The organism is Pseudomonas sp. VS40, assembly GCF_018587885.1.
Taxonomy (GTDB): Bacteria; Pseudomonadota; Gammaproteobacteria; order Pseudomonadales; family Pseudomonadaceae; genus Aquipseudomonas; species Aquipseudomonas pergaminensis.
This window is the reverse complement of sequence record NZ_JAGYWD010000008.1, coordinates 55,431-80,731: the sequence shown is the minus strand read 5'-3', so window position 1 is coordinate 80,731 and position 25,301 is coordinate 55,431. Positions and strand designations below refer to the sequence as shown.

General features: G+C 61.3%; 27 protein-coding genes. 14 read left to right on the top strand and 13 right to left on the bottom strand.

The features are described from left to right. The first annotated feature begins 1 nt into the window (after nt 1). Nucleotides 2-1,327, top strand: coding sequence for an acyclic terpene utilization AtuA family protein (locus KHP07_RS22695; RefSeq protein WP_214498067.1), 1,326 nt, complete (start codon nt 2-4; stop codon nt 1,325-1,327). Beyond that, nucleotides 1,324-1,638 carry an AtuA-related protein gene (locus KHP07_RS22690; protein ID WP_099492378.1) on the top strand — a complete coding sequence of 105 codons (315 nt, stop codon included), beginning with the start codon at nt 1,324-1,326 and terminating at the stop codon, nt 1,636-1,638. Before KHP07_RS22695 ends, KHP07_RS22690 begins: the two co-directional genes overlap by 4 nt. 95 nt (nt 1,639-1,733) lie before the next feature. Here the strand turns inward: KHP07_RS22690 and KHP07_RS22685 are convergent, their stop codons facing one another. From KHP07_RS22685 to KHP07_RS22665, 5 genes are all read right to left on the bottom strand, one after another. Next, entirely contained in the window at nt 1,734-2,105 is a 372-nt protein-coding gene (locus tag KHP07_RS22685) for a glutathione S-transferase N-terminal domain-containing protein (protein ID WP_214498066.1), read from the bottom strand. Between the two features lie 102 nt (nt 2,106-2,207). After that, entirely contained in the window at nt 2,208-2,753 is a 546-nt protein-coding gene (gene folE, locus KHP07_RS22680) for a GTP cyclohydrolase I FolE (protein ID WP_003442011.1), read from the bottom strand. Nucleotides 2,754-2,831: 78 nt separating this feature from the next. After that, nucleotides 2,832-3,389 carry a Smr/MutS family protein gene (locus KHP07_RS22675; RefSeq protein WP_214498065.1) on the bottom strand — a complete coding sequence of 186 codons (558 nt, stop codon included), beginning with the start codon at nt 3,387-3,389 and terminating at the stop codon, nt 2,832-2,834. A 75-nt stretch (nt 3,390-3,464) separates the two neighbouring features. Beyond that, the gene (locus KHP07_RS22670) at nt 3,465-3,785 is read right to left on the bottom strand and encodes a hypothetical protein (RefSeq protein WP_078049553.1); all 321 of its coding nucleotides are present in this window, start codon (nt 3,783-3,785) and stop codon (nt 3,465-3,467) included. A gap of 142 nt (nt 3,786-3,927) precedes the next feature. Then, complete coding sequence (locus KHP07_RS22665; RefSeq protein WP_078049552.1) at nt 3,928-4,518, bottom strand: cysteine hydrolase family protein; 591 nt, start codon at nt 4,516-4,518, stop codon at nt 3,928-3,930. A 240-nt stretch (nt 4,519-4,758) separates the two neighbouring features. Here KHP07_RS22665 and prmB point away from each other — a divergent pair, with 240 nt between their 5' ends. Further along, nucleotides 4,759-5,667: a 50S ribosomal protein L3 N(5)-glutamine methyltransferase gene (gene prmB, locus KHP07_RS22660; protein WP_078049551.1), complete on the top strand. Its 909-nt coding sequence runs from the start codon at nt 4,759-4,761 to the stop codon at nt 5,665-5,667. 914 nt (nt 5,668-6,581) lie between these two features. Here the strand turns inward: prmB and KHP07_RS22655 are convergent. Next, nucleotides 6,582-7,388, bottom strand: a complete 807-nt coding sequence (locus KHP07_RS22655; RefSeq protein WP_214498064.1) for a hypothetical protein — start codon at nt 7,386-7,388, stop codon at nt 6,582-6,584. A gap of 99 nt (nt 7,389-7,487) precedes the next feature. Beyond that, a complete protein-coding gene (locus KHP07_RS22650; RefSeq protein WP_099492284.1) occupies nt 7,488-8,450 on the bottom strand; it encodes an alpha/beta hydrolase in 963 nt (320 codons plus the stop codon). Between the two features lie 143 nt (nt 8,451-8,593). Between KHP07_RS22650 and aroC the strand changes: the two genes are divergently transcribed. The 4 genes from aroC (at nt 8,594) to KHP07_RS22630 (ending at nt 11,954) form a co-directional block, all read left to right on the top strand. Continuing rightward, nucleotides 8,594-9,685, top strand: coding sequence for a chorismate synthase (gene aroC, locus KHP07_RS22645; RefSeq protein ID WP_214498063.1), 1,092 nt, complete (start codon nt 8,594-8,596; stop codon nt 9,683-9,685). A gap of 97 nt (nt 9,686-9,782) precedes the next feature. Beyond that, the gene (locus KHP07_RS22640) at nt 9,783-10,946 is read left to right on the top strand and encodes an MFS transporter (RefSeq protein ID WP_100492427.1); all 1,164 of its coding nucleotides are present in this window, start codon (nt 9,783-9,785) and stop codon (nt 10,944-10,946) included. Next, the gene (locus tag KHP07_RS22635; protein ID WP_099492285.1) at nt 10,943-11,473 is read left to right on the top strand and encodes a 1,2-dihydroxy-3-keto-5-methylthiopentene dioxygenase; all 531 of its coding nucleotides are present in this window, start codon (nt 10,943-10,945) and stop codon (nt 11,471-11,473) included. Before KHP07_RS22640 ends, KHP07_RS22635 begins: the two co-directional genes overlap by 4 nt. A 211-nt stretch (nt 11,474-11,684) precedes the next feature. Then, nucleotides 11,685-11,954 (top strand): response regulator transcription factor, encoded by a 270-nt coding sequence (locus tag KHP07_RS22630; RefSeq protein ID WP_078049546.1) that lies wholly within the window; start codon nt 11,685-11,687, stop codon nt 11,952-11,954. A gap of 73 nt (nt 11,955-12,027) precedes the next feature. Here KHP07_RS22630 and KHP07_RS22625 read toward each other — a convergent pair whose 3' ends face one another. Further along, complete coding sequence (locus KHP07_RS22625; protein WP_010208870.1) at nt 12,028-12,306, bottom strand: DUF3509 domain-containing protein; 279 nt, start codon at nt 12,304-12,306, stop codon at nt 12,028-12,030. 352 nt (nt 12,307-12,658) lie between these two features. Between KHP07_RS22625 and KHP07_RS22620 the strand changes: the two genes are divergently transcribed. The 5 genes from KHP07_RS22620 to KHP07_RS22600 all read left to right on the top strand — a co-directional run bounded on the left by KHP07_RS22620 (nt 12,659) and on the right by KHP07_RS22600 (nt 18,379). After that, nucleotides 12,659-14,485: a long-chain-acyl-CoA synthetase gene (locus KHP07_RS22620; protein ID WP_214498062.1), complete on the top strand. Its 1,827-nt coding sequence runs from the start codon at nt 12,659-12,661 to the stop codon at nt 14,483-14,485. A gap of 114 nt (nt 14,486-14,599) precedes the next feature. Further along, complete coding sequence (locus KHP07_RS22615; protein WP_078049544.1) at nt 14,600-15,115, top strand: ankyrin repeat domain-containing protein; 516 nt, start codon at nt 14,600-14,602, stop codon at nt 15,113-15,115. A 41-nt stretch (nt 15,116-15,156) separates the two neighbouring features. Beyond that, complete coding sequence (locus KHP07_RS22610; RefSeq protein ID WP_099492287.1) at nt 15,157-15,687, top strand: hypothetical protein; 531 nt, start codon at nt 15,157-15,159, stop codon at nt 15,685-15,687. A 68-nt stretch (nt 15,688-15,755) separates the two neighbouring features. Continuing rightward, nucleotides 15,756-15,947 (top strand): PLDc N-terminal domain-containing protein, encoded by a 192-nt coding sequence (locus KHP07_RS22605; RefSeq protein ID WP_003172956.1) that lies wholly within the window; start codon nt 15,756-15,758, stop codon nt 15,945-15,947. Nucleotides 15,948-16,291: 344 nt separating this feature from the next. Continuing rightward, on the top strand, nt 16,292-18,379 hold the full coding sequence (locus KHP07_RS22600) for an LTA synthase family protein (RefSeq protein WP_099492288.1): 2,088 nt from the start codon (nt 16,292-16,294) through the stop codon (nt 18,377-18,379). A 71-nt stretch (nt 18,380-18,450) separates the two neighbouring features. Here KHP07_RS22600 and KHP07_RS22595 read toward each other — a convergent pair whose 3' ends face one another. After that, the gene (locus KHP07_RS22595) at nt 18,451-18,603 is read right to left on the bottom strand and encodes a DUF3309 family protein (protein WP_015885095.1); all 153 of its coding nucleotides are present in this window, start codon (nt 18,601-18,603) and stop codon (nt 18,451-18,453) included. Nucleotides 18,604-18,931: 328 nt separating this feature from the next. Here KHP07_RS22595 and KHP07_RS22590 point away from each other — a divergent pair, with 328 nt between their 5' ends. Further along, nucleotides 18,932-19,747: an SDR family oxidoreductase gene (locus tag KHP07_RS22590; protein ID WP_078049541.1), complete on the top strand. Its 816-nt coding sequence runs from the start codon at nt 18,932-18,934 to the stop codon at nt 19,745-19,747. Nucleotides 19,748-19,875: 128 nt separating this feature from the next. Then, the gene (gene csrA, locus KHP07_RS22585; RefSeq protein WP_078049540.1) at nt 19,876-20,079 is read left to right on the top strand and encodes a carbon storage regulator CsrA; all 204 of its coding nucleotides are present in this window, start codon (nt 19,876-19,878) and stop codon (nt 20,077-20,079) included. Nucleotides 20,080-20,081: 2 nt separating this feature from the next. On the opposite strand, the gene KHP07_RS22580 is transcribed toward csrA, so the two are convergent. From KHP07_RS22580 to KHP07_RS22565, 4 genes are all read right to left on the bottom strand, one after another. Then, nucleotides 20,082-20,309 (bottom strand): YheU family protein, encoded by a 228-nt coding sequence (locus KHP07_RS22580; RefSeq protein WP_003192759.1) that lies wholly within the window; start codon nt 20,307-20,309, stop codon nt 20,082-20,084. Between the two features lie 59 nt (nt 20,310-20,368). Then, the gene (locus KHP07_RS22575) at nt 20,369-21,553 is read right to left on the bottom strand and encodes an osmoprotectant NAGGN system M42 family peptidase (RefSeq protein WP_015885092.1); all 1,185 of its coding nucleotides are present in this window, start codon (nt 21,551-21,553) and stop codon (nt 20,369-20,371) included. 149 nt (nt 21,554-21,702) lie between these two features. Beyond that, entirely contained in the window at nt 21,703-23,436 is a 1,734-nt protein-coding gene (gene ngg / locus KHP07_RS22570; protein WP_214498061.1) for an N-acetylglutaminylglutamine synthetase, read from the bottom strand. 3 nt (nt 23,437-23,439) lie between these two features. After that, complete coding sequence (locus KHP07_RS22565; protein ID WP_214498060.1) at nt 23,440-25,212, bottom strand: N-acetylglutaminylglutamine amidotransferase; 1,773 nt, start codon at nt 25,210-25,212, stop codon at nt 23,440-23,442. Nucleotides 25,213-25,301: the final 89 nt, after the last annotated feature.

Genomic DNA, 25,301 nt, shown 5'->3' with positions numbered 1-25,301 from the left:
AATGAAAACCTTGCGCATCGGTTCCGGCGCCGGCTATTCCGGTGACCGTATCGAGCCTGCAGTCGAGTTGGCCGAATACGGCGACTTGGATTACCTGGTGTTCGAATGCCTGGCTGAACGCACGATTGCCCTGGCGCAGCAGGCGCGCATCAGTGACCCGCAGGGTGGCTACGACCCGCTCCTGAGTGAGCGCATGCGCCGGGTGTTGCCGTTCGTTGGTGTGAAGGCCGGACGCCGGCGTTTGCGGGTGATCACCAATATGGGCGCGGCCAACCCGGTGGCAGCGGCAGTTGAAGTGCGGCGAATTGCCAGCGAGTTGGGCCTTGGTCTCAAGGTGGTTGCCGTGGTTGGCGACGATGTGTTGACGGTGTTGCAGCCAGAGTGGTTGCTGGACAACGGCCAGACCGTCGGCTCCCTGGGTGAGCGGCTGATCTCTGCGAATGCCTACCTGGGTGTCGACGGCATTCTGGAGGCGTTGCGCGCTGATGCCGACGTGGTGATCACCGGGCGGGTGGCCGACCCTTCGTTGTTCCTGGCGCCGCAGATGTTCGAATTCGGCTGGGCGGCGGACGACTGGCAACGCCTGGGCCGAGGTACACTGGTCGGGCATTTGCTCGAATGCGCCGGGCAAGTCAGCGGCGGCTATTTTGCCGACCCCGGTTTCAAGGATGTGGACGACCTGGCGCGCCTGGGCTTTCCGTTGGCCGAGATCGATGCCGATGGCGACGCGCTGATCACCAAGGTCAGCGGCTCCGGTGGGCGGGTCAGCCGCGCCACCTGCACTGAGCAACTGATCTACGAAGTGCACGACCCGGCGGCGTATCTGACGCCGGATGTGACCGCGGACTTTTCCCACGTGGGCTTTGTGGAGGAGGGTGTTGATCGCATTCGCGCCGTGGGGGCGGATGGCCGTGCACGACCCGAGCAGTTGAAAGTCAGCGTGGGTTACCTGGACGGTTGGATCGGCGAAGGGCAGATGTCCTACGGCGGCCCCGGCGCGGTCGCGCGGGCGCAGTTGGCGCGAGAGGTCGTCCTCAAGCGGCTTGAGTTGATGGGCGTGAACATGCAGGACGTACGCGCCGAACTGATCGGCATGGACTCGCTGCACGGCCCGCGCAGCACGGTCGAGCCCTGGGAAGTGCGCCTGCGCGTGGCGGCGCGCTGTGAAGAGCGCGGTGAAGCGGTGCGCGTGGGCAATGAAGTGGAAACCCTCTACACCAACGGCCCGTCCGGTGGTGGTGGCGCCAGTAAAAGCCTGCGGCAGGTGGTGGCGGTGGCGTCTTTGCTGCTGCCGCGTGGTGCGGTCAAACCGAGGATCGAAGCATGAAGCTGCACACACTGGCCCATTCCCGCACCGGGGATAAGGGCGACACGTCGAATATCTCGATCATTGCGTACCGTGGCGAGGATTACCCGTTGCTGTGCGAACACCTGACGGCCGAGCGCGTAACAGCATTTTTTGCGGACCTGCTGGAGCCCGGCGCCGCACCCGTGCGGCGGTACGAATTGCCAAATGTGCAGGCACTCAACTTCGTGCTACCGGGGATCTTGCGCGGCGGGGTCACCCGTTCGCTGGCGCTGGATGCCCATGGCAAGTGCCTGGGGTCCGCGCTGCTGGATTTAGACATCAACCTGTAGGAACCCGGCTTGCCGGCGATGGGCCCGAAAGCCAGGCGGTGGTTTTTTGCACGCCATCGCCGGCAAGTCGGGCGCCAACGGGAGAGCGGTGTCTGTCAGATTGCGGCGAAGCGCTTGTCGAGGTAATCGATGATCACCTTGGAGTCGTACATCCAGGTGGTCTGGCCATTCTCTTCGATACGCAGGCACGGCACCTTGATCTTGCCGCCTTGTTCCAGCAGGGTCTGGCGGTCCTGCTCGTTGTTTTTCGCGTCCTTCAGGGCCACCGGTACATTCAGGCGATGCAGGGTACGGCGAGTCTTCACGCAGAATGGGCAGGCGTGGAATTGATAGAGGGTCAGTTCCTTGGCGGCGGCATTCACCTGCGCCTGCCGCTCGGCGGGACGCTGCTTTTTACGGGGGCGGGTCAGGAAGTCGCCCGCGATGATGATGTGGCCGAGGCCGACTCGAAGTGCTTTGACGAACATGGCTGAAACCTCTTGCCCATGACAGAAGGGGCCGCAGCTTACCTTAATTCTGCAGGCGAAAAAAAACCGGCGATGAACGCCGGTTTTTTCTTACGCAGCCCGTTACTTGATCAGGCTGAGGAATTCGCTACGGGTGGCCGCGTTTTCGCGGAACTCACCCAGCATCACCGAGGTGATCATCGACGAATTCTGTTTTTCCACACCGCGCATCATCATGCACATGTGCTTGGCTTCGATCACCACGGCCACGCCCAGGGCGCCGGTCACTTGCATCACCGCGTCGGCGATCTGGCGGCTGAGGTTTTCCTGGATCTGCAGGCGGCGGGCATACATGTCGACAATCCGCGCAACCTTGGACAGGCCCAGCACTTTGCCGCTCGGGATATAGGCGACGTGAGCCTTGCCGATAAACGGCAGCAGGTGGTGTTCGCACAGCGAGTACAACTCGATGTCCTTGACCAGCACCATTTCGCTGTTGTCGGAGCTGAACAAGGCACCGTTGGTGACCTCTTCCAGAGTCTGCTCATAGCCGCGGCAAAGGTACTGCATCGCCTTGGCGGCACGCTTTGGCGTGTCGAGCAGGCCCTCGCGGGAAACGTCCTCGCCGAGTTGGCCGAGGATCGCGGTGTAATTCTGTTCCAGGGACATGAAACTACCTGTGGGATTTTCGCAAAGCGCAAGGTTACGGTGGCGGGCACATCGCTGCAAGCCTGACGATGGCACTTGTTACTCGTCGCGCCCTTCCATCATGGTGCGCTTGAGCATCACATACACCGCACCGGCGCCGCCGTGGCGGGGCTGGCACGAGGTAAAGCCGAGTACCTGGGCATGCTGGCGCAGCCAGGTGTTGACGTGGCTCTTGATCATTGGGCGCTTGCCGTCCAACCGCACGGCCTTGCCGTGGGTGACGCGTACGCAGCGGATTTCGAACTTGGTCGCTTCGGCCAGGAAGGCCCACAGGGTTTCCCGGGCTTTTTCCACGGTCATGCCGTGCAGGTCGAGGCTGCCTTCGAACGGGATCTGGCCGGCCTTGAGCTTGCGCATCTGGCTTTCCTGCACGCCGTCGCGGGCCCACATCAGCTCGTCTTCGGGGCCGACGTCGATCACGAACTGGTCCGAGAGGCCGCCCACGGTGGTGGCATCGGTGCGCACGGTCGCGGCCTGGCGCAGCTTGGCGATTTGCGCCCGGTCAGCCTTGGGTTTGCCGGTGTCGGCGCGGTCGTGCTTGATCGGCTTGACGCCGCGCAACTCGTTTTTGAACAGGGAAAAATCGTCGTCTTGCATGTCAGCCTCCGCGAAGGGCGGGCAGTTTACCTAAATCGCGGCGGCCGGGGCGCAGGAAACGCTATCCAAGCGCCATCAGTCGTGCTTTTTCATCAGGTGCGATGCGATATTCAGCGACAACGGTTGGCGCATTTTCCGACGGCTGCGCCGCCACAACCAGATACCCAGCCACAGTACCAGCAGGCCGATCACCAACAGAATCGCCGAGCCACCGGGGCTGGCATTCAGTTCGCCAAGGGCCGGCGAATGACCAAACAAACCGGCGCCACCAGCGCCGGCCAACAGCACACCTACAATCGCCAGCAGCGCGGCAATGCCGGCCACCAGGCGCAGACGCCAATTGCTCGGGCCCTTGGGGCGCAAGCGACGAGCATCAAAACCATCGGATATCTTCATTCCGACCTTTCCTCCAGGGTATCGGCCCTTCGACCGGACAATACACAGGTTGTTCCGGGACGAGGGGTAAATGCGCCAAATGAAAAGGCATTGCGGATGAGCGGGGCAATAAACACTGCCGCGCCGCTCATCAGAAGGTCGATCAGATCAGATCTTTGGTCAACGCCAGGGTGGCGAAGTTGTCGGCCATGATGGCCATTTCGGTCTGCTGCACGTGTTCGGCGCTCAGGATGCCGCCTTTGTACGGCAGGTCACGGGTGGCGCAGGCGTCTTCCACCAGGGTGCAGCGAAAGCCCAGGTTCTTGGCGGCACGCACGGTGGTGCTGACGCTGGAATGGCTCATGAAACCGCAGACGATCAGGTCCAGGGAGCCGAGGTCCTGCAAGTGTTTTTCCAGGCCGGTGCCGTGGAACGCGCTGGGCAGCAGCTTGCCGATGATGGTTTCGTCACCCTCAGGCTCAAGGCCCGGGATGAATTCGCCGCGCTCGCCCTGGGGGTCGAACAGGCCGCCCACGGTGCCCAGGTGGCGCACGTGCACGATCGGGCGCCCGGCATTGCGCGCTGCGCCAACCAGTTGCTTGATGTTGCCAACGGCAGCGTCCATGCCCGAGAGGGCGAGCGGACCGCTGAGGTATTCCTTCTGGGCGTCGATGATCACGAGGGTCGCATGGCTGAGGTTCGCTGCTGCGTAACCACGACCGCTGAGTTGAAACATCGTCTTTGGAACGGACATTCTGGGGCTCCTGTGAGGGGGGCTTTTGTGACATTGTCCACTGGCTGAGCGGTTCTGTGAATCGCTACCATCGTAAGGTACGCCGTTGTTGACGTGCAGCCATGTCAAGAGGTGGGCCTGTTTAACACAATGATGGCAATTTGTATGAAATCCGACGGATGGCGAAGGGTTTTCGTACATCGTCGGTACAGGTGAAGGCTGTTAGAATCGCCAGTCGTTTTTTCCCAGGAGCTTGCCCCCGTGATCACATCCCGCCTGCGCACCGTGCGCGACCACATCCGTTGGGCTGTCAGCCGTTTCCATGGGGAAGAGCTGTTTTTTGGGCATGGTACCGACAATGCCTGGGACGAAGCCCGGCAATTGGTGCTCGGCGCCTTGCACCTGCCGTGGGAAATTGCCGATAGCTATCTGGATTGCAACCTGGAAGAAGAGGAAATCTCCCACGTACAGCGTCTGCTGCATCGCCGTATCCATGAGCGTGTGCCCACCGCTTACCTGCTGAAAGAGGCCTGGTTCTGCAGCCTGTCGTTTATCGTCGACGAGCGCGTGTTGATCCCGCGCTCACCGATTGGCGAGCTGATCGAAAACCGCTTCGAACCTTGGCTGGCCCAGCCACCGGCGCGCATCCTCGACCTGTGCACCGGCTCCGGCTGCATCGGCATCGCCTGCGCCTACGAGTTCCAGGACGCTGAAGTGGTACTCGGCGACTTGTCCTTCGAAGCCCTGGAAGTCGCCAACCAGAACATCGAGCGCCACGGCGTCGACGAGCGCGTGTACACCGTGCAGGGCGACGGCTTCGACGGCCTGCCGGGCCAGCGCTTTGACCTGATCGTGTCGAACCCGCCTTACGTGGATGCCGAAGACTTCGCCGACATGCCGGATGAATACCAGCACGAACCGGAACTGGGCCTGGCCTGCGGCGACGATGGCTTGAACCTGGTGCGGCGCATGCTGGCCGAAGCGGCGGACCACCTGACCGAGAAGGGCCTGCTGATTGTTGAAGTGGGCAACAGCCAGGTGCACGTCGAAGCGCTGTACCCGGAAGTGGACTTCGCCTGGCTGGACTTCCAGCGCGGTGGCCACGGCGTGTTCATGCTCACCGCGGAGCAGTGCCGCCAGCATCAGGCCGTCTTCGCCGCCCGAGTGTGAGGCACAATCTGTAGGAGCCCGGCTTGCCGGCTCCTACAGGTGCGTATTCCACAGGTATCTTCGCACCAACCAACCCTAACCACGATGCGAAGCGAGCCGCTCTTGATCGTGATCTTGATCTAGCTTTTGACCTTAGGCGCCCCGTCAAACACGCTGGCCGGAATTCGACAGGGATTTGGGGGGTAAACCGGCAGGGATGCCGGTTTAGCCGCCCCGCGCCATGGATGGCGCGTGGCGGCGGCCCCCCAAATCCCTGGCGGATTACGGGCACACCGAGCCTAGGCGAGGTGCCGAGTGTTGGGGCAAGAGCCTTTTGCTTACTTTGGGGCTTTTCCAAAGTGAGCCGCCGTAAGGGCGGAACCCATAGCAGTCGTGACCTAAATAACGGATATGTACTCGGTCTGATCCAACATCCTGGTCGGCTGTCAGGCCGCCTTCGCAGGCAAGCCAGCTCCCACATTTGGATCGCGGGGTGACAGTTAGATTGTGGTCGGCTGTCAGGCCGCTTTCGCAGGCAAGCCAGCTCCCACATTTGGATCGCGGGGGTGACAGTTAGATGGTGGTCGGCTGTCAGGCCGCTTTCGCAGGCAAGCCAGCTCCCACATTTGGATCGTGGGGGGACAGTTAGATTGTGGTCGGCTGTGGGGCCGCTTTCGCAGGCAAGCCAGCTCCCACATTTGGATCGTGGGGGGACAGTTAGATTGTGGTCGGCTGTCAGGCCGCTTTCGCAGGCAAGCCAGCTCCCACATTTTTGGATCGTGGGGGGACAGTTAGATTGTGGTCGGCTGTCAGGCCGCCTTCGCAGGCAAGCCATCTCCCGCATTTGGATCGCGGGGTGGCAGTTAGATTGTGGTCGGCTGTCAGGCCGCTTTCGCAGGCAAGCCAGCTAACACCTTTGACTGCGTTCCAGCTCACTAGCGGTGGGTGGCAATCCAGATCAGCAACCCCGCCTGAAACACCGTAAACGCCACCAAGCACGTGATGGTAAACCGCAACCCGCTGTCCTCACGCTTGAACTTGGTAACCTTTTCCTCTTCCTTGCGCAGCTTCACTTCCTGCTCCGCCAGGTTCTGCTCGGCCTGCTGCAGCATCTGCGCGGCTTCGAGAATCTCCACAAACTGCACTTTCTCGGTGTTCCAGCTGTCCAGCACATCGCCGACCTTGCCCGGCTGCACGTTGCCTTTCAGGTGCTGCACATCGGCGTAGGCCACATCAAACCCCTGGATGCGCAAGAAGTGATCGCGGCGCAGGCGGGTGGCCTCGTTCAATGCATCTTTGTTGGCCAGGTCAACGCCGTCGACGCGGTAGTGCGACCACTTCTTCTTCGCCCATGCAGCGCCTTGGGCCACCAGGAAGCGACCGATGCCGCGGTTGGCCGGTTCGATTTCCAGGCTGTTGCCGGGGCCGAAGTGCACACGGCGCTTGTCGTGGTCGACCCAGATATCCAGATGGTTCTGTTCACGGCGTACCCGCTGGCCTGGCAGCTGGATGACCATGCGCAGCAAGCTGTGGTGTTTGTCATTGCGTTCGGCATAGCCGAACTGCACGAAGCGCAACGGTCGTACACCGGTGGCACGGTCAGTGGCCAGGGGCGCAAGGCGCAGCATCTTGAAATGCTCGGCCTGTACATCCGCCCACGGCAGGGGTGCCGCGTCGACGGCCTCGGTTTTTTCAGCCGGGGTGTCGGCGGTGGATTCCGGTGTTGCTTCAGTGGTTGTCATGCGGCGCGATCCTGTCCAAACCCAGCAAGTCGACAGTCTTTTTACTGTCGACTCTGGGCTTATCGGCCGTTTCTCTCAGGACTGGAGGCAAATTGTCGCTTAACGGGGTTGAAGTCCGTCGATAAAGCGCACAAGGCGGCTGCCCAGCTCGGCAGCGAGCGGCAGTTGGGGGTCATTGTAGGAGGCCAATTGCTGCTTCACGTCGTTGGGCACAATACGCATCACATGGTTCATACCCTCGATCAGCACAAGTTGCGCATCGGGTTTGGCCTTCTTCAGTTGCTGCGCGTCGCCCACACCCACCTGGATATCGTTGCTGCCCTGGATGATCAGCGCGGGCATGCGCAATTTGGCGAACGCGGCCGACGGGTCGGCACGGAACAGGCTGATCAGGTAAGGCTGCACGCTGGGCCGGAAAATGCCTTCCAGCGGGCCAGGCACATCGGTATCCACCTGGCCGGCCTTGAGGTGATCGAGGATCTCGTTGCTGCGCAGCAACAGGGCAGGGGGCAGGTGATCGGCCAATTGCTGGCGAATGACTTGATCGACCGGGCGCGCGCTGCCGGACAGCGAGATCACGCCCGCCGGGTCCAGTTGGGGGGCGGCGAGGGCGGCAACCAGGGCGCCTTCGCTATGGCCCAGCACAATCAGCGGGCCCATGCGCTTGTCGGCCTTGAGCAGTTTGCCCCAGGCCACCGCATCAGCCACGTAGGCGTCCAGGGTCAGGTTGCGTTCATCCGGCGTGGCGGCCAGGCTGGCGGCCACGCCGCGTTTGTCGTAGCGCACGCTGGCGATGTTATGCCGCGCCAGCACCCAGGCCAGGCGCTTGAGGCTGTCGTTGCGGGCGCCGTCGGCACTGTTGCCATTGCGATCGGTGGGGCCGGAACCGGCGATGATCAGCACCACCGGCACGGGTTTGTCAGACTGAGGCAGCAACAACGAGCCAAATAGCTCGCCGCTGCCGGTATCCAGGCTGATGGGGCGTTGCAGCACAACAGGGGAGGCGGCCTGGGCCACGGCGGTAAACAACGTCAGGGTGAACAGAAGAACTCGCAGCATCATCGCGCCATCATGAGGAAGGTGCCGGTTGGACCAAGGTCTACCGGTAAGGTTTCGAGGATGAACTACTCGGTTAGCCTGCGTATACTGGCCGCCTTAAGTTATTACGGTTGACTTGATTCAACTGATTTCACGGAGCGCCCTGCATGTCCGGCAATACCTTCGGCAAGCTGTTCACTGTCACCACCGCGGGCGAAAGCCATGGCCCGGCGTTGGTCGCCATTGTCGACGGCTGCCCGCCCGGCCTCGAGCTGTCCCTGGAAGACCTGCAGTGTGACCTCGACCGTCGCAAGCCCGGCACCAGTCGCCACACCACCCAGCGCCAGGAGCCTGACGAAGTCGAGATCCTCTCCGGCGTGTTCGAAGGCCGCACCACCGGTTGCGCCATCGGCCTGCTGATCCGCAACACTGACCAGAAGTCCAAGGACTACTCGGCGATCAAGGACCTGTTCCGCCCGGCCCACGCCGACTACACCTACCATCACAAATACGGCGAGCGCGACTACCGCGGCGGTGGCCGCAGCTCGGCCCGCGAAACGGCCATGCGCGTAGCTGCCGGTGCCATTGCCAAGAAATACCTGGCCAGCCAGGGCATCACTGTTCGCGGCTACATGAGCCAGTTGGGGCCGATTGAAATTCCGTTCAAGACCTGGGACAGCGTCGAAGACAACGCTTTCTTCAGTCCGGACCCGGATAAAGTGCCGGAACTGGAGGCCTACATGGACCAGCTGCGCCGCGACCAGGACTCCGTCGGCGCCAAGATCACCGTGGTGGCCGAAGGCGTCAAGCCGGGCCTGGGCGAGCCGATCTTTGACCGCCTCGACGCCGAGCTGGCCCACGCGCTGATGAGCATCAATGCCGTGAAGGGGGTTGAAATCGGCGCCGGCTTCGCGTGCGTGTCCCAGCGCGGCACCGAGCATCGCGACGAGCTGACCCCGGAAGGTTTCCTCAGCAACAACGCCGGCGGCATCCTCGGCGGCATTTCCTCCGGCCAGCCGATTGTTGCGCACCTGGCGCTCAAGGCCACCTCGAGCATTACCACCCCGGGCCGTTCGATTGATGTGCAGGGCAACCCGGTGGACGTGATCACCAAGGGCCGCCACGACCCGTGCGTCGGCATCCGAGCCACGCCGATCGCCGAAGCCATGATGGCCATCGTGTTGATGGACCACCTGCTGCGCAACCGTGGGCAAAACGCCGATGTGCGCGTGAATACTCCGGTGCTGGGCCAGCTGTGACAGCCTGCTGTGGTGAGGGAGCTTGCTGTGCTCAGCAAGCTTTTTGTGGTGAGCGAGCTTGCTCGCGCTGGGCTGCGAAGCAGCCCCAAAAATCGACATGACGCCCGCACTTCCTTACTGGCGCCTCTCCAGCTTCTACCTCTTCTACTTCGCCCTGCTCGGGGCGACAGCGCCATTCCTGGCGCTGTATTTCGACCACCTGGGATTCTCCAGCGCGCGCATCGGCGAGCTGGTGGCCATCCCCATGCTGATGCGTTGCGTGGCACCCAACCTGTGGGGCTGGCTGGGCGACTACACCGGACGACGCCTGGCCATCGTGCGGTTTGGCGCGGTGTGCACGCTGGTGAGTTTTTCGCTGATCTTCGTCAGCCACACCTACGCCTGGCTGGCCCTGGTGATGGCCCTGCATGCCTTCTTCTGGCACGCGGTGTTGCCACAGTTCGAAGTGATTACCCTCGCACACCTGCAAAAACAGACCGCGCGCTACAGCCAGATCCGCCTGTGGGGTTCCATCGGATTCATCCTTACCGTGGTGATCATGGGCCGCCTGTTCGATTGGCTGAGCCTGGACATCTACCCGGTGGTGGTTGTGGTGATCATGGCCGGCATCATTGGCGCCAGCCTGTGGGTGCCGAATGCGCAGCCCGCCACCCAGGGTAATCGCCTGGCGGGCGATGGCTTTCTCAAGCAACTGCGCAGCCCCGGGGTCTTGGCGTTTTACGCCTGCGTGGCCTTGATGCAGATGAGTCACGGCCCGTACTACACCTTTCTGACCCTGCACCTCGAACACCTGGGCTACAGCCGTGGCGTGATCGGCCTGCTGTGGGCGTTGGGGGTGGTGGCGGAAGTGTTGATGTTCCTGGCCATGAGCCGCATCCTCGCGCGCTTCTCAGTACGCCGGGTGCTGCTGGCCAGCTTCCTGTTGGCGGCGCTGCGCTGGTTACTGCTGGGCTCGTTTGCCGAGTTTTTCTGGGTGCTGCTGCTGGCGCAAGTGATGCACGCCGCCACCTTCGGTAGTTTTCATGCGGCGGCGATTGCTTTTGTGCAGCGCAGTTTCGGCGACAGGCAACAAGGTCAGGGCCAGGCGCTGTACGCCGCCCTGGCCGGCACCGGCGGCGCATTGGGCGCGTTGTATTCGGGTTACAGTTGGAACCTGTTGGGGCCGACCCTGACCTTCAGTATCGCCAGTGTCGCGGCCCTGGCCGCCGCCATTATCATCGGTCTTCGATTGCACGAGCAGAACCAAGGAACCCTTCAATGAGTTATGTCGCTGTCTACTCCGTCGCTACACCGGACACTCCGAACAAGGTCCTGACCCATTTCGATGACATCGCCGCGACCCTCGCCGAACAGGGGGTGCGCTTTGAGCGTTGGCAACCCGTCGCGACCGAGAAGGGCGCCAGCGATGCTGAACTGGTTGCGGCCTACCAGGCGCAGATCGATGCCCTTGGCTACGCCCGCGTGGAAGTGCTCAGGGTTACCGGCGACCACGCGCAAAAGGACGAACTGCGTGCGCAGTTTCTGGATGAACGCCGCTACAGCGAAGACGACGTACGGGTGTTCCTGGCGGGGCAGGGCCTGTTTGCCCTGCACATAGGCGACTCTGTCTACGCCGTGCGTTGTGAGAAAAACGACCTGCTGGTGATCCCGGCCGGCATGGCGCACTGGTTTGATATAGGTGAGAACCCGCACGTTGTGGCATTGCGGTTATTCAACACCGCAACAGGGTTGTTGCCGCAATTCACCGGTGACGAGATTGCCCGTCGCTTCCCCGGTTTGGACGATTAATCGCGGGCTATCAGAAACTTCAACCCTTGAAGGGTGGAAGTTGTTGTGGGAAGAAGCTTAAAACTTTGTGAGGCCTTGCTGTTTATTTCAAGGCCTACGCCTGAGTCTCCCTCATTGTGTAACTCTCCTCGGTATTAACGTTTATATCACCTGTCAATAGGAGGAATCCGAAGGGTGATAAGGCTAAGCCAATAAATAAGGAGAGAAACCAATGAGAGGTCCAAGGGAATCATCCCAAGCGCCTTATTCGGTGCCCAATGCGCTGAGGCGACGGATCAACCTGGCCGGAAAGCCGCTGACGCCTGCGGAGCGGGAGATACTGCGTTGGGCTTCCGAAGGCAAGACTGTCTGGGAGATCAGTCAGATACGCGCCACCTCCGAAGCCACGGTGAAATTCCACCTGCGCAACATCTATGGCAAGTTGCAAGTCAGCAACCGTGTCCAGGCGCTGAACGAAGCGGCGCGCATGGGGCTATTCTGAATCCATGAAAAAGGGCCGCGACACTCAACGGTGTCGCGGCCCTTTTCTGTGTCTGCTACTTAAGCTTAGGCGCTTAAGCCGAATGGTAGGTCGGCAGGGCAAAGCGGTTCTGGCTTTGCAACATCGAAATTTGCGGCAGATCGCTGGCTTGTTCTGCCAGGTCGCGGCGAATGGCGCTGATGACCCAGGTCAGCTGGTCGGCAGTGTGCAGCTGTTGGTAAGAGATCGAGCGCTTGACCTGTTTGCCTTCACTGTTACGCAGGGTCAACAGGATGCCACCGTCAGGACGTGGCTGGGTGGTGACGTCGTAGTTGGAGAATACTGAAGCGAATTTATCTTGGATCAGGCTCATGTCTATCAGCTCCGTTGGCTCAATTGGGCAAGCATGGAGAGATAGGTGCAGTGATTGTGCCAGCTACTGAATTTATAAAATATCGTTATAAATCAGTATGTTATAAAAAATGCAATTTTTCGGATTCGTGCAATTTGCATGAATGGCCATCATGCATCCTGCATTTTGCGTTGCTCGACACGGACGAACGGGCGCGTCCTTACTCATAAAGACTGCCGCCGCCCGACTAAATTCCTTTTTTCAACACTCACCCATCGGGATACAAAACTTTTCAAATCCCGCGTGTACAGCCGAAGAGGGGCTGGCGTACTTTCCTTCGAGGTTTAAGAAGAATAAGAAAAAGGACGTTCCCATGAACCACCCGCAAAACGACATGATCACCTGGGGCATGATGCTGCGTAAGGTGCCTGCCATCGTTCGCGCACTGCCCCGTGTGGTCCGCGGCATGCGCGCCGCCAATGTCACCGACCCCGCACAGCCTTGTGGCCTTGGCTGGCATTTCGAACAAGCGACCCTGCGCAACCCGCAGGGCACGGCGTTGTTGTACGCCGATCGTGTGCTCAGTTACACCGAAGCCAATCAGCAGGCCAACCGCATTGCCCACCATCTGCATGCCCAAGGCATCGGCAAGGGCGACGTGGTAGCAATGTTTATCGAGAACCGCCCGGAGTTGCTCCTCAGCGTGCTGGCCGTGGCCAAGCTGGGCGGCATCTGCGCGATGCTCAATACCGCGCAGACCCAGGCGGCGCTGGTGCACAGCCTGAACCTGGTGAGCCCGGTGGCGATTGTAGTCGGTGCAGAATTGGTGGCTGCTTATGAAACGGTACGTGACCAGGTAGAGATTCCCGCCGAACGGACCTGGTTTGTAGCAGACCAACAGGCCAGTGCAGCGCCCGGCGGTTATTGCGACTTGCTGGCCGCCAGCGCCGAGTGCCCGGTGGACAACCCGCCAAGCACCGCGCAGATATTCTTCAACGACCCCTGCTTCTATATCTACACCTCCGGCACAACCGGATTGCCCAAGGCCGGCATCATGAAGCATGGCCGCTGGACCAAGACTGCCGTCAGCTTCGGCAGCATTGCCCTGGACATGGGGCCGGACGATGTCCTTTATTGCACCTTGCCGCTGTACCACGCCACGGGTCTGTGCGTGTGCTGGGGGTCGGCGATTGTGGGGGCGTCGGGGTTCGCCATCCGGCGCAAGTTCAGTGCCAGCCAATTCTGGGATGACGCCCGCAGATTCAACGCGACCACCCTCGGGTATGTCGGCGAATTGTGCCGTTACTTGCTCGACCAGCCTGCAGGTGCAAACGACCGCGGGCATCACGTGACCAAAATGGTCGGCAATGGCCTGCGCCCAGGCATGTGGGCGCAGTTCAAGTCGCGTTACGGCGTAGAGCATGTTTGCGAGTTGTATGCCGCCAGCGACGGCAATATCGGTTTCACCAACGTCTTGAACTTCGATAACACTGTCGGCTTTTGCCTGCAGCATTGGGCGTTGGTGGATTACGCCCATGACACCGGTGAACCGATCCGTGGCAGCGATGGCTTCATGCACAAAGTGAAGACAGGCGGGCAGGGGTTGTTGCTCGCCAGGATCGATGAAAAATCGCCCTATGACGGCTACACCGACCCGGAAAAAAACCGCAAGGTGATCCTCAGTGATGTGTTCGAGAAGGGCGACCGCTACTTCAACACCGGCGACCTGGTGCGTAGCATCGGCTTTGGCCATGCGCAATTTGTCGACCGCCTGGGGGATACCTATCGCTGGAAAGGCGAAAACGTCTCCACCACGGAAGTGGAAAATATCCTGCTGCAACACCCGCAGATCGCCGAGGTTGTGGCCTATGGGGTGGAAATCGAAAACACCAACGGCCGCGCGGGCATGGTGGCCATTACCCCGAGCGAGTCCTTGGCGGCCCTGGATCTGCGTGAGCTGCTGCAGTTTGCCCATGGTCAGCTGCCGCACTACGCAGTGCCGCTGTTCCTGCGGATCAAAGTGAAGATGGAAACCACTGGCACCTTCAAATACCAGAAGGTCCGGCTCAAGGAGGAAGCATTCGACCCGGACAAGGCGGGCAATGACCCGGTCTACGCCTGGCTGCCGGGGTCGGACAGCTATGTGCCCGTCACCGGGCAGTTGCTGGCGCAGATCCAGGGGGGACACTTTCGTTACTAAAGGCAGCGCTATTGAATGTGCCTATCGGGGCTTTTGACAAAAAAGCCATGACATGTGGGAACTCCATCGCGACACTGGGCGCCATATAAAGCACTACCTATGGAGCCGTCCCACATGTCAGACCAAGCCAAACAAATGACCGATGACGAAGCCGCCGAATTTGCCGAGCAGGTCTTCGACGTAGCGCGCCGTGGCGACGCGGCCATGCTCGCCGCGCTGTTGGCCAAAGGTTTGCCGGCCAACTTTCGCAACCACAATGGCGACACCCTGCTGATGCTGTCGGCCTACCACGGCCATGCCGATGCGGTAAAAGTGTTGCTGGAGTTCAAGGCCGACCCCCTGATCGCCAACGACAAGAACCAACTGCCGATTGCCGGTGCTGCGTTCAAAGGCAACTTGCCAGTGGTGCAGGCGCTGATCGAAGGCGGGGCGCCGGTCGATGCTTGCTCCTCGGACGGGCGTACGGCATTGATGATGGCGGCGATGTTCAACCGCGTCGAAATGCTCGACTACCTGCTCGGCCAGGGCGCCAACCCCAAGGCTACCGATGCCCAGGGCGCAACGGCATTGGCAGCAGCATTGACCATGGGCGCGGTGGATACGGCGGCGAAACTGCAGAAACTGGTGTAGGCTTTGCGCCCTCGAAAACCAGCACGCCACAGGATTGCCCCATGAAAACCGCCCTCGTCGAACTTATCAGCAAAATCAGCGCCGGGGTCATGGGCGAAGACGAGGTGGCGCGTATTGCCGATGAAGCGGCTCAGGCCTACGCGGATCCTGAGGCGTTTCTGGCAGCCAACCCGGACATCAACTACGACGACACCTTCCCCATTCCGTTGGGTGAGTGGGTGGTGGTCGGCAGCCTGCCGGACACCGTGCTGTTTCAGGCCGACACCTACGCCGACCTGTTCGCGCAGATCGTCGCGTCGTTCGGTCCCGGCGTGGCGTTCAACCTCAAGCCCAAGCAACTGGCCAAGACCGAAGACCTGACGGCGCTGAACCGTATCCAGATCCAGATGAGCGCCCTCAGCCCGGAAGACGGCGGCTACGTGCTGCTTAACTTCAGCCAACTGCTGGATGATGAAATCCAGGCGGTGCTGGTGTACGGCAACGACCTGCCGCGCGTGCTGGAGTTGTGCGCCGAAGTGGGGATCAAGGGCGAGCCGTCCCTGGAAGCGCTGAAGATCGCCGTCCACGTCTGAAATAAAACGGAACCCCGGCCTGGGCTGACTATCCTAAAGGTGCATGCCCTCACTTTAGGAGCGACACCATGGGTTCCACTTTTAATGGCTTGATCGGCCTGATCATCCTGGCGCTGGATATCTGGGCGATCATCAACGTATTCAAAAGCGGCGCGAGCACGGGCGCCAAGGTGCTGTGGATCCTATTGATCCTGCTGCTGCCAGTGCTGGGCCTGATCATCTGGGCGATTGCCGGGCCGCGGGGCAATGTGCGGATTTGATGACGTAGCACGCTAAATGTGGGAGCGGGCTTGCCCGCGAATGCGTTAGGTCAGTCAGTGCTATTTCGACTGACCCACTGCATTCGCGGTCAAGCCCGCTCCCACATTGGTTTCAGCACAACCCTTAGATTTGTGTATCGAAATATTCGCTGCACAGAATTTTCACATTCCATCCAAGACAATTCGCCGGCTTTATTTCCCTGCCAGGGCTCTATCGCACGTGCCACTAAAGGCGGGGCAGCGGTGCACGTTCAGTAATTAATAGCCTTGCTGCCGTTGATCGGGCACCATTCGCGCCACTGCACTACTTCGTCACTTAAACTTCCAATGGGTCCTGAAACGACATGGCAAACCCGGACGCCCTGAGTCAGCAGCGAGCTTCTAATCGCCTGCTGCAACCGACCGTCAAATCCCATCTGGCGTACACGCTGCTCTGCGCACTGGTCATGATGGTGATGTTCTCCCTGCTGCGCCTGGCGCTGCTGGTCTACAACCGCGAGATGATCCTCGACACGCCGGCCTCGACCTTCCTTGAGGCGTTCGCCAACGGCCTGCGCCTGGATATCCGCCTGGTGGTGTACCTGCTGATCCCGTTGCTGCTGGCTTTGTTCAGCGTACGGGCCATGGCCGCGCGCGGGTTCTTCCGTTTCTGGCTCACCGTTGCGTCCAGCATCGCGCTGTTCCTGGGCCTGATGGAGATGGACTTCTACCGCGAGTTCCACCAGCGCCTCAACGGCCTGGTCTTCCAGTACGTGAAGGAAGACCCGAAAACCGTGATGAGCATGCTCTGGTACGGTTTCCCGGTGGTGCGCTACCTGCTGGCCTGGGCCGTGGGCACGCTGATTCTGAGCATCGCGTTCAAAGGTGCCGACCGTGCGACGCGCCCGCGTGGCCCGTTCAGTGGCGGCAGCATTGGCACCCGCCAGGTTGCCCCGTGGTACACACGCATCGCGGTGTTCGTGGTCTGCCTGCTGATCGCCGTGGTCGCCGCCCGTGGCACCCTGCGCCAGGGCCCCCCGCTGCGCTGGGGTGACGTCTACACCACCGAATCCAACTTCGCCAACCAGTTGGGCCTCAATGGCACCCTGTCGCTGATCGGCGCGGCCAAGGCACGTTTCTCCGAGCATCGTGATAACACCTGGAAAGCCACGCTGGAACAGCCGCTGGCCACCCAGACCGTGCGCGATATGCTGGTGCTGCCGACAGAAAAACTGGTCGACACCGACACCGCCGCCGTGCGCCGCGAGTTCACGCCGCCGGCAGAGAAAACCCTGCCGATCAAGAACGTTGTAGTGATCCTGATGGAAAGCTTCGCCGGCCACTCGGTGGGCGCCCTGGGTCGTCCGGGCAACATCACGCCGTACTTCGACAAACTGTCCAAGGAAGGCCTGTTGTTCGACCGCTTCTTCTCCAACGGCACTCACACTCACCAGGGGATGTTCGCCACCATGGCGTGCTTCCCGAACCTGCCGGCATTCGAATACCTGATGCAGACCCCGGAAGGCAGCCACAAGCTGTCGGGCCTGCCGCAGTTGCTGAGCGCGCGCAAGTTTGACGACGTGTATGTCTACAACGGCGACTTCGCCTGGGACAACCAATCGGGCTTCTTCAGCAACCAGGGCATGACCAACTTCATTGGTCGCAACGATTTCGTCGACCCAGTGTTCTCCGACCCGACATGGGGCGTGTCCGACCAGGACATGTTCAACCGTGGCCTGGAAGAGTTGAAGGCCCGCGAAGGCGGCAAGCCGTTCTATGCCTTGCTGCAAACGCTATCGAACCACACGCCGTATGCCTTGCCGACGCCATTGCCGGTGGAGCGGGTGACAGGCCGTGGCAGTCTCGATGAGCATTTGACGGCGATGCGCTACTCCGACTGGGCCCTGGGCCAGTTCTTTGAAAAGGCCCGCAAGGAGCCGTACTTCAAGGAAACCCTGTTCGTGATCGTGGGCGACCACGGCTTCGGCAACGAACAGCAGATCACCGAAATGGACTTGGGCCGCTTCAACGTGCCGATGCTGATGATTGCACCGGGCATGCAGGAGAAGTTCGGCGAGCGTGACCACACGGTGGGTACGCAGATCGACATCGTGCCGACCATCATGGGCCGTCTGGGCGGCGAAACCCTGCACCAGTGCTGGGGTCGCGATCTGTTGAACCTGCCGGAAGGCGATAAAGGCTTTGGTGTCATCAAGCCGTCTGGCAGCGATCAGACTGTTGCGTTGGTTACCGGCGACCGAATTCTGGTGCTGCCGAAGGAAATGCCACCCAAGCTGTGGGAATACGAATTGGGCGCTAACCCGACGGGTAAAGTGATTCCTGAATCACCGGATGAAGGTGCATTGAGGCAGAAACTCGAGTCCTTCCTGCAGACGGCCACCAAGAGTCTGTTGGATAACACCGCCGGCGTGGTTGACGGCAAGCCGGACTAATTAACCGGCCATAAAAAAAGAGGCCTTTTAAAGGCCTCTTTTTTTTGTGCGTGTTTTACTGCGGCGCGGATTTATATCCGGCCGAGCAACAACAGGACCAGCAGGACCACCAGTACGACGCCCAGGATACCCGACGGGCCGTAACCCCAGTTACGCGAGTGAGGGAACACTGGCAGACCACCGACCAGCAGGAGGATCAAGATAATGATCAGAATGAGGCTCATGGTTTTTTTCCTTATTGGCCTTCTGCAAAGACCGGTTATTAACGATAGGCCCGCTAGTTAATTCACGAACGCCTTAACAACTCCGACTGCCGTCCATCGCGAAAGATTCACTATTTTTTTAAAGCAATTTGCGAACTTGCTTATTTCTTTTAATACGTTCGCAACTTCACCTTATAAGTTGAAAAATATTGAACTTAGGCTATAGGCGAACCTCGGACCGGGCCGCTGGTTTGCCGGGGGCATTCATCACCCTGATGGTGGATGGGGGCAGGAAAATCCTTCGCTACACTGCCGGTCACTTCTTCCGTGAACCACAAGGCTACCTCCTATGCAAAACCGCATGATGATCACTGGCGCCGGGTCCGGCCTGGGTCGCGAAATCGCTTTGCGCTGGGCGCGCGAAGGTTGGCAGTTGGCCTTGTCGGATGTCAGCGAGGCGGGCCTGCAGGAAACCCTCAAGCGCGTCCGCGAGGCCGGTGGCGATGGGTTTACCCAGCGCTGCGACGTGCGCGACTACAGCCAGCTCACCGCCTTTGCCCAGGCCTGCGAGGTGAAACTCGGCGGGGTCGATGTGATCGTCAACAATGCCGGCGTGGCCTCGGGAGGGTTCTTCGCCGAATTGTCCCTGGAGGATTGGGACTGGCAGATTGCAATCAACCTGATGGGCGTCGTCAAGGGCTGCAAGGCATTCCTGCCCCTGCTGGAAAAGAGCAAGGGCCGCATCATCAACATCGCGTCCATGGCCGCGCTGATGCAGGGGCCGGCCATGAGCAACTACAACGTGGCCAAGGCCGGCGTGGTGGCGCTGTCGGAAAGCTTGCTGGTGGAGCTCAAGCAACAGGAAGTCGGGGTGCATGTGGTATGCCCGTCGTTCTTCCAGACCAACCTGCTGGACTCGTTCCGCGGGCCGACCCCGGCAATGAAAGCCCAGGTGGGCAAGTTGCTGGAGAGTTCTCCGATCTCGGCGGCGGACATCGCGGATTACATCTATCAGCGGGTCGCAGCGGGTGAATTCATGATCCTGCCCCACGAACAGGGGCGGATGGCATGGGCATTGAAGCAGAAGAACCCGCAGTTGCTGTACGACGAAATGACTAGCATGGCCGATAAGATGCGTGCCAAGGCGCAGGCAGCCAAGGGCTAATCCGGCAGCAGTCTGTCAGGCAATTTACCTGCGTTTGTAGGGCTTGCCTGAATTCTCCGCAAGCCATTGATGCCCCTACACCGAGCGCGCATGGTCAAGGTCCTTTCATTGCTAAAAGGATAACTGCCATGCTGGTTTTAAGCCGCGCCGTGGGCGAAGTCATCTCCATCGGCGATGACATCTCCGTGCACATTCTTGAACTGAACGGTACCCAGGTGAAATTCGGTGTGGAGGCGCCGAGCGGGGTGCATGTACACCGGGCCGAGGTCTACCAGAAGATCCGCGACCGCCAGGGCGCCGCTACCCATCCGGTACCGGTGCCCAATCTCTGAGGTCAGTCGAACAGATGCTTGGGCACATCGTGCTTGAGCATCAGCTGGCACTGCTCGCTTTCCGGGTCGAACACGATCAGCGCCTGGCCCTTGGTCAGCGCCTGGCGCACGCGCAACACGCGGGTTTCCAGGGGCGTGTCGTCGCCATTGTCGGTGCCGTCACGGGTGACGAAGTCTTCGATCAGGCGCGTCAGGGTGTCGACTTCAAGTGCGTCGTAGGGAATCAGCATACAAGCCTCGGGTGATGGATCCCGGCGATCCTACTGCGCCGGGATCAGAGTTGCCAGTCTCAGGACTTGTTGCCCACCAGACTGTCCACCGACGGCACCCGCGTGTCGCTCTCCATCTGCGTCTCGTGTTCGATCTGATGGCTGAACCGATCCAGGGAACCCTGGGCCGGCTGCGCATCGCTGGCGAACACGGGCGGGCTGAGGATGTAGGCGCCCAATAGGCGACTCAATGCCGCCAGGCTGTCGATATGCGTTCGCTCGTAGCCGTGGGTCGCATCGCAACCGAAGGCCAGCAAGGCGGTGCGGATATCGTGGCCAGCAGTCACGGCCGAGTGGGCGTCACTGAAGTAGTAGCGGAACAGGTCGCGGCGCACGGGTAATTCGTGGTCAGACGCCAGGCGCAGCAAATGCCGCGACAAGTGATAGTCATACGGCCCGCCGGAATCCTGCATCGCCACGCTCACTGCATGCTCGCTGGAGTGCTGGCCGGGTGCGACCGGGGCAATGTCGATACCGACAAACTCACTGACGTCCCAGGGCAGGGCGGCCGCTGCACCACTGCCGGTTTCTTCGGTGATGGTGAACAGCGGGTGGCAGTCGATCAGCAAGGGCTCGCCGCTGTCGACAATTGCCTTAAGCGCGGCAAGCAGGGCGGCGACACCCGCCTTGTCATCCAGATGGCGGGCACTGATATGCCCGCTCTCGGTGAACTCCGGCAGCGGGTCGAAGGCCACGTAGTCGCCGATGCCGATCCCCAGGGAATCACAATCGGCGCGGGTGGCACAGTAGGCGTCGAGGCGCAGTTCCACATGGTCCCAGCTCACCGGCATTTCATCCACGGCGGTGTTGAACGCATGCCCGGAGGCCATCAGCGGCAGCACGCTGCCGCGGATCACGCCGTTATCGGTGAACAGGCTGACGCGGCTGCCTTCGGCGAAGCGGCTCGACCAGCAGCCCACGGGCGCCAGGCTCAGGCGGCCGTTGTCCTTGATCGCGCGCACGGCGGCGCCGATGGTGTCCAAGTGCGCGGACACCGCGCGGTCGGGGCTGTTTTTCTGACCTTTGAGAGTGGCGCGGATGGTGCCGCGCCGGGTCATTTCGAAGGGAATGCCCAGTTCTTCCAAGCGCTCGGCGACATACCGCACGATGGTGTCGGTAAAGCCGGTGGGGCTGGGAATGGCGAGCATTTCCAGCAGGACTTTTTGCAGGTAGTTCAGATCGGGTTCTGGGATGGTTCGGCTCATAAAGACTCCTGATAACTCGGGAAGATGGGGGTGCCATTGATGGCCTCATCACCGGCAAGCCAGTTCCCACATTAGATGGCGTTCAACCTGTGGGAGCGGGCTTGCCCGCGATGCGGCCGGGGCAGGCCACCTATCGCTCAAGCCATCGGTTAACTGTGAGGAAACAACAAATCCACAAACCGCTCGGCCGTAGGCTGCGGTTCATGATTGGCCAGGCCGGCCCGTTCGTTGGCTTCGATAAATACATACTCGGGTTGGTCGGCGGCGGGCACCATCAGGTCCAGGCCCACCATGGGGATGTCCAGCGCGCGGGCGGCGCGCACGGCGGCGTCCACCAGCGTGGGGTGCAGGATGGCGGTGACGTCTTCCAGGCAACCGCCGGTGTGCAGGTTGGCGGTACGGCGCACGGCCAGGGTCTGGCCACGGGGCAGGATGCTGCTGTAGTCGTAGCCGGCCGCTTTCAGCGTGCGTTCGGTCTCGCCATCGAGGGGGATTTTGCTTTCGCCGTCGGTGGCGGCCTGGCGCCGACGGCTTTGCGCTTCGATCAGCGCGCCGATGGAATGCTGGCCGTCACCGGTCACCTCCGCAGGTCGACGGATCGCGGCGGCCACCACCTCAAAACCAATCACCAGGATGCGCAGGTCCAGCCCTTCGTGAAAGCTCTCCAGCAACACACGGCTGTCGAACTGGCGCGCCGCTTCGATCGCCTGCTGCACCTCTTCGATGCTCTTCAAATCCACCGCCACGCCTTGGCCTTGCTCACCGTCCAGCGGCTTGACCACGATGCGCTGGTGCTCGTCGAGAAACTCCAGGTTGTCATCGGCACTGCCCGCCAGCTGTTGCGACGGCAGCCGTAGCCCGGCCGCTTTCAACGTTTTATGGGTCAGGCTTTTGTCCTGGCACAGCGTCATGCTGATGGCGCTGGTCAGGTCACTCAACGACTCGCGGCACCGCACACGACGCCCGCCATGGCTGAGGGTAAACAAGCCCGCATCGGCGTCATCCACTTGCACATCGATGCCACGCCGGTGGGCTTCTTCGACGATGATCCGCGCATACGGATTGAACCCCGCCTGCGGACCAGGACCGAGGAACAGCGGTTGGTTGATACCGTTCTTGCGCTTGATCGCAAAGGTGGTCAGCGCGCGGAAACCGAGCTTGGCGTAGAGGTTCTTGGCCTGGCGGTTATCGTGCAGCACCGACAGGTCCAGGTAGCTCAGGCCACGGCTCATGAAGTGCTCCACCAGATGGCGCACCAGCACTTCACCCACGCCTGGGCGCGTGCATTGCGGGTCGACCGCCAGGCACCATAGGCTGCAACCGTTTTCCGGGTCGTGAAACGCCTTCTGATGGTTGAGGCCCATCACGCTGCCGATCACCGCGCCGCTGTCTTCGTCTTCCGCCAGCCAATACACCGGGCCACCTTGATGACGCGGGGTCAGGCGTTCGGCGTCGACCGGCAGCATGCCGCGCCCTTGATACAGCTGGTTGACGGCCTGCCAATCGGCGTCGGTCTGCACCCGGCGAATGCGAAAACCGCGAAATACACGGGTGGCAGGCCGATAGTCACTGAACCACAGGCGCAAGGTGTCGGACGGGTCGAGGAACAATTGCTGCGGGTCGATCCCCAGGATCTGCTGCGGTGCCGCCACGTAGAGCGCGATGTCACGCTCGCCAGGCTGTTCGTTCAGCAGTTCCTGGGCCAGGCTCGCCGGGTCGGGGAAGGTATGCCCGATCAGCAACCGGCCCCAACCGCAATGCACGGCAATCGGCTCGGCGGCCAGTGGGCTGCCGTCTTCCGCCAGGCGGGCTTGCAGGCGCTCATAGGTGGGCGCCTGGCCCTTGAGCAAGCGTTGGCTATAAGCCGCTGCATGGGGTTTCATCAATCAGATTCCTTGTTCGCTGAGCCACAGGTTCAGCGCTGCCAGTTGCCACAGCTTGGAGCCGCGCAGCGGGGTCAATTGGCCTTGCGGATCGGTGAGCAGGCGGTCAAGCATGGCCGGGTTGAACAGGCCGCGATCCTGGCTCGGGTCGAGCAGCAATTCGCGCACCCAGTTCAGGGTGTCACCCTGCAGATGCTTGAGGCCGGGCACGGGGAAGTAGCCTTTCTTGCGGTCGATGACTTCGCTTGGGATCACGCGGCGCGCGGCTTCTTTCAACACCTGCTTGCCGCCGTCGGGCAACTTGAACTTGCCGGGTACGCGGGCTGACAATTCCACCAGGCGGTAATCAAGGAACGGCGTGCGCGCTTCCAGGCCCCAGGCCATGGTCATGTTGTCGACGCGTTTGACCGGGTCGTCCACCAGCATCACGGTGCTGTCCAGGCGCAAGGCCTTGTCCACCGCGGCATCGGCGCCGGGCATGGCGAAGTGTTCGCGCACAAAGTCGCCGGCAGCATCGTTGGCGGTCAGCCATTTGGGCGCGACCGTTGCGGCATAGTCGTCGTAGCTGCGGTCGAAAAACGCTTCGCGGTAGGCGGCATACGGGTCGCTGGCACCCTCGACTTGCGGGTACCAGTGGTAGCCGGCGAACAGCTCATCGGCGCCTTGGCCGCTCTGCACGACCTTGCAGTGCTTGGCCACTTCCCGCGACAACAGGTAGAACGCGATGCAGTCATGGCTGACCATCGGCTCGCTCATGGCGCGGAAGGCGGCCGGCAGTTGTTCGATGATCTCGCTTTCGGCAATGCGCAATTGATGGTGACGCGTGCCGTAGTGCTTGGCGATCAGGTCCGAGTACTGGAACTCGTTGCCGGCCTCGCCCCCGGCGTCTTCGAAGCCAATGGAGAAGGTCGACAAATCCTGCACGCCAACCTCGCGCAGCAGGCCCACTAGCATGCTCGAATCGACACCGCCCGAGAGCAGCACACCGACATCCACGGCTGCACGTTGGCGGATCGCCACGGCTTCGCGGGTGCTGTCGAGCACGCGGTCGGTCCAGTCTTCGAGGGTCAGGTGTTTTTCATCTTCATGGGGACCGTAGGGCAGGGTCCACCAGGTTTTCTGCTCGGTCTTACCACTGGCATCAATGCGCATCCAGCTGGCCGGTGGCAGTTTTTCGATACCGGCCAGCAAGGTGCGAGGCGCAGGCACCACGGCGTGGAAGTTCAGGTAATGATTGAGGGCGACCGGATCGAGGATCGGGTTGATATCGCCGCCCTTGAGCAGCGCGGGCAGGGCCGAAGCAAAGCGCAGGCGTTGGCCGGTGCGCGACAGGTACAGCGGCTTCACGCCGAGACGGTCACGGGCGATGAACAGACGCTGGGCATCACGCTCCCAGATGGCAAAGGCGAACATGCCGTTGAGCTTGGGCAGCAGCGCTTCGCCCCAGGCGTGGTAGCCCTTGAGCAGCACTTCGGTGTCGCCGCCGGAGTAGAAGGCGTAGCCCAGGGCTTCCAGCTCTTCTCGCAGTTCCGGGAAATTGTAGATCGCGCCGTTGAACGCCAGGGACAGGCCCAAGTGGGCGTCAACCATCGGTTGGGCGGAGCCGTCCGACAGGTCCATGATTTTCAGGCGTCGATGGCCCAGCGCGATCGGCCCTTGGGCATGGAAGCCCCAGGCGTCGGGGCCACGGGGGGCCAAGTGATGGGTGATGCGCTCAATCGCAGCCAGGTCGGCAGGTTGGGCATCGAAACGTAATTCTCCAGCTAATCCGCACATAAATTCCTTACCGGTTTTTCCGTTGGGGAGGGGAAACACTCAATACGCCCTGAGGGCGCGTACCCAGAAACTGACACGGGGCTACAGTG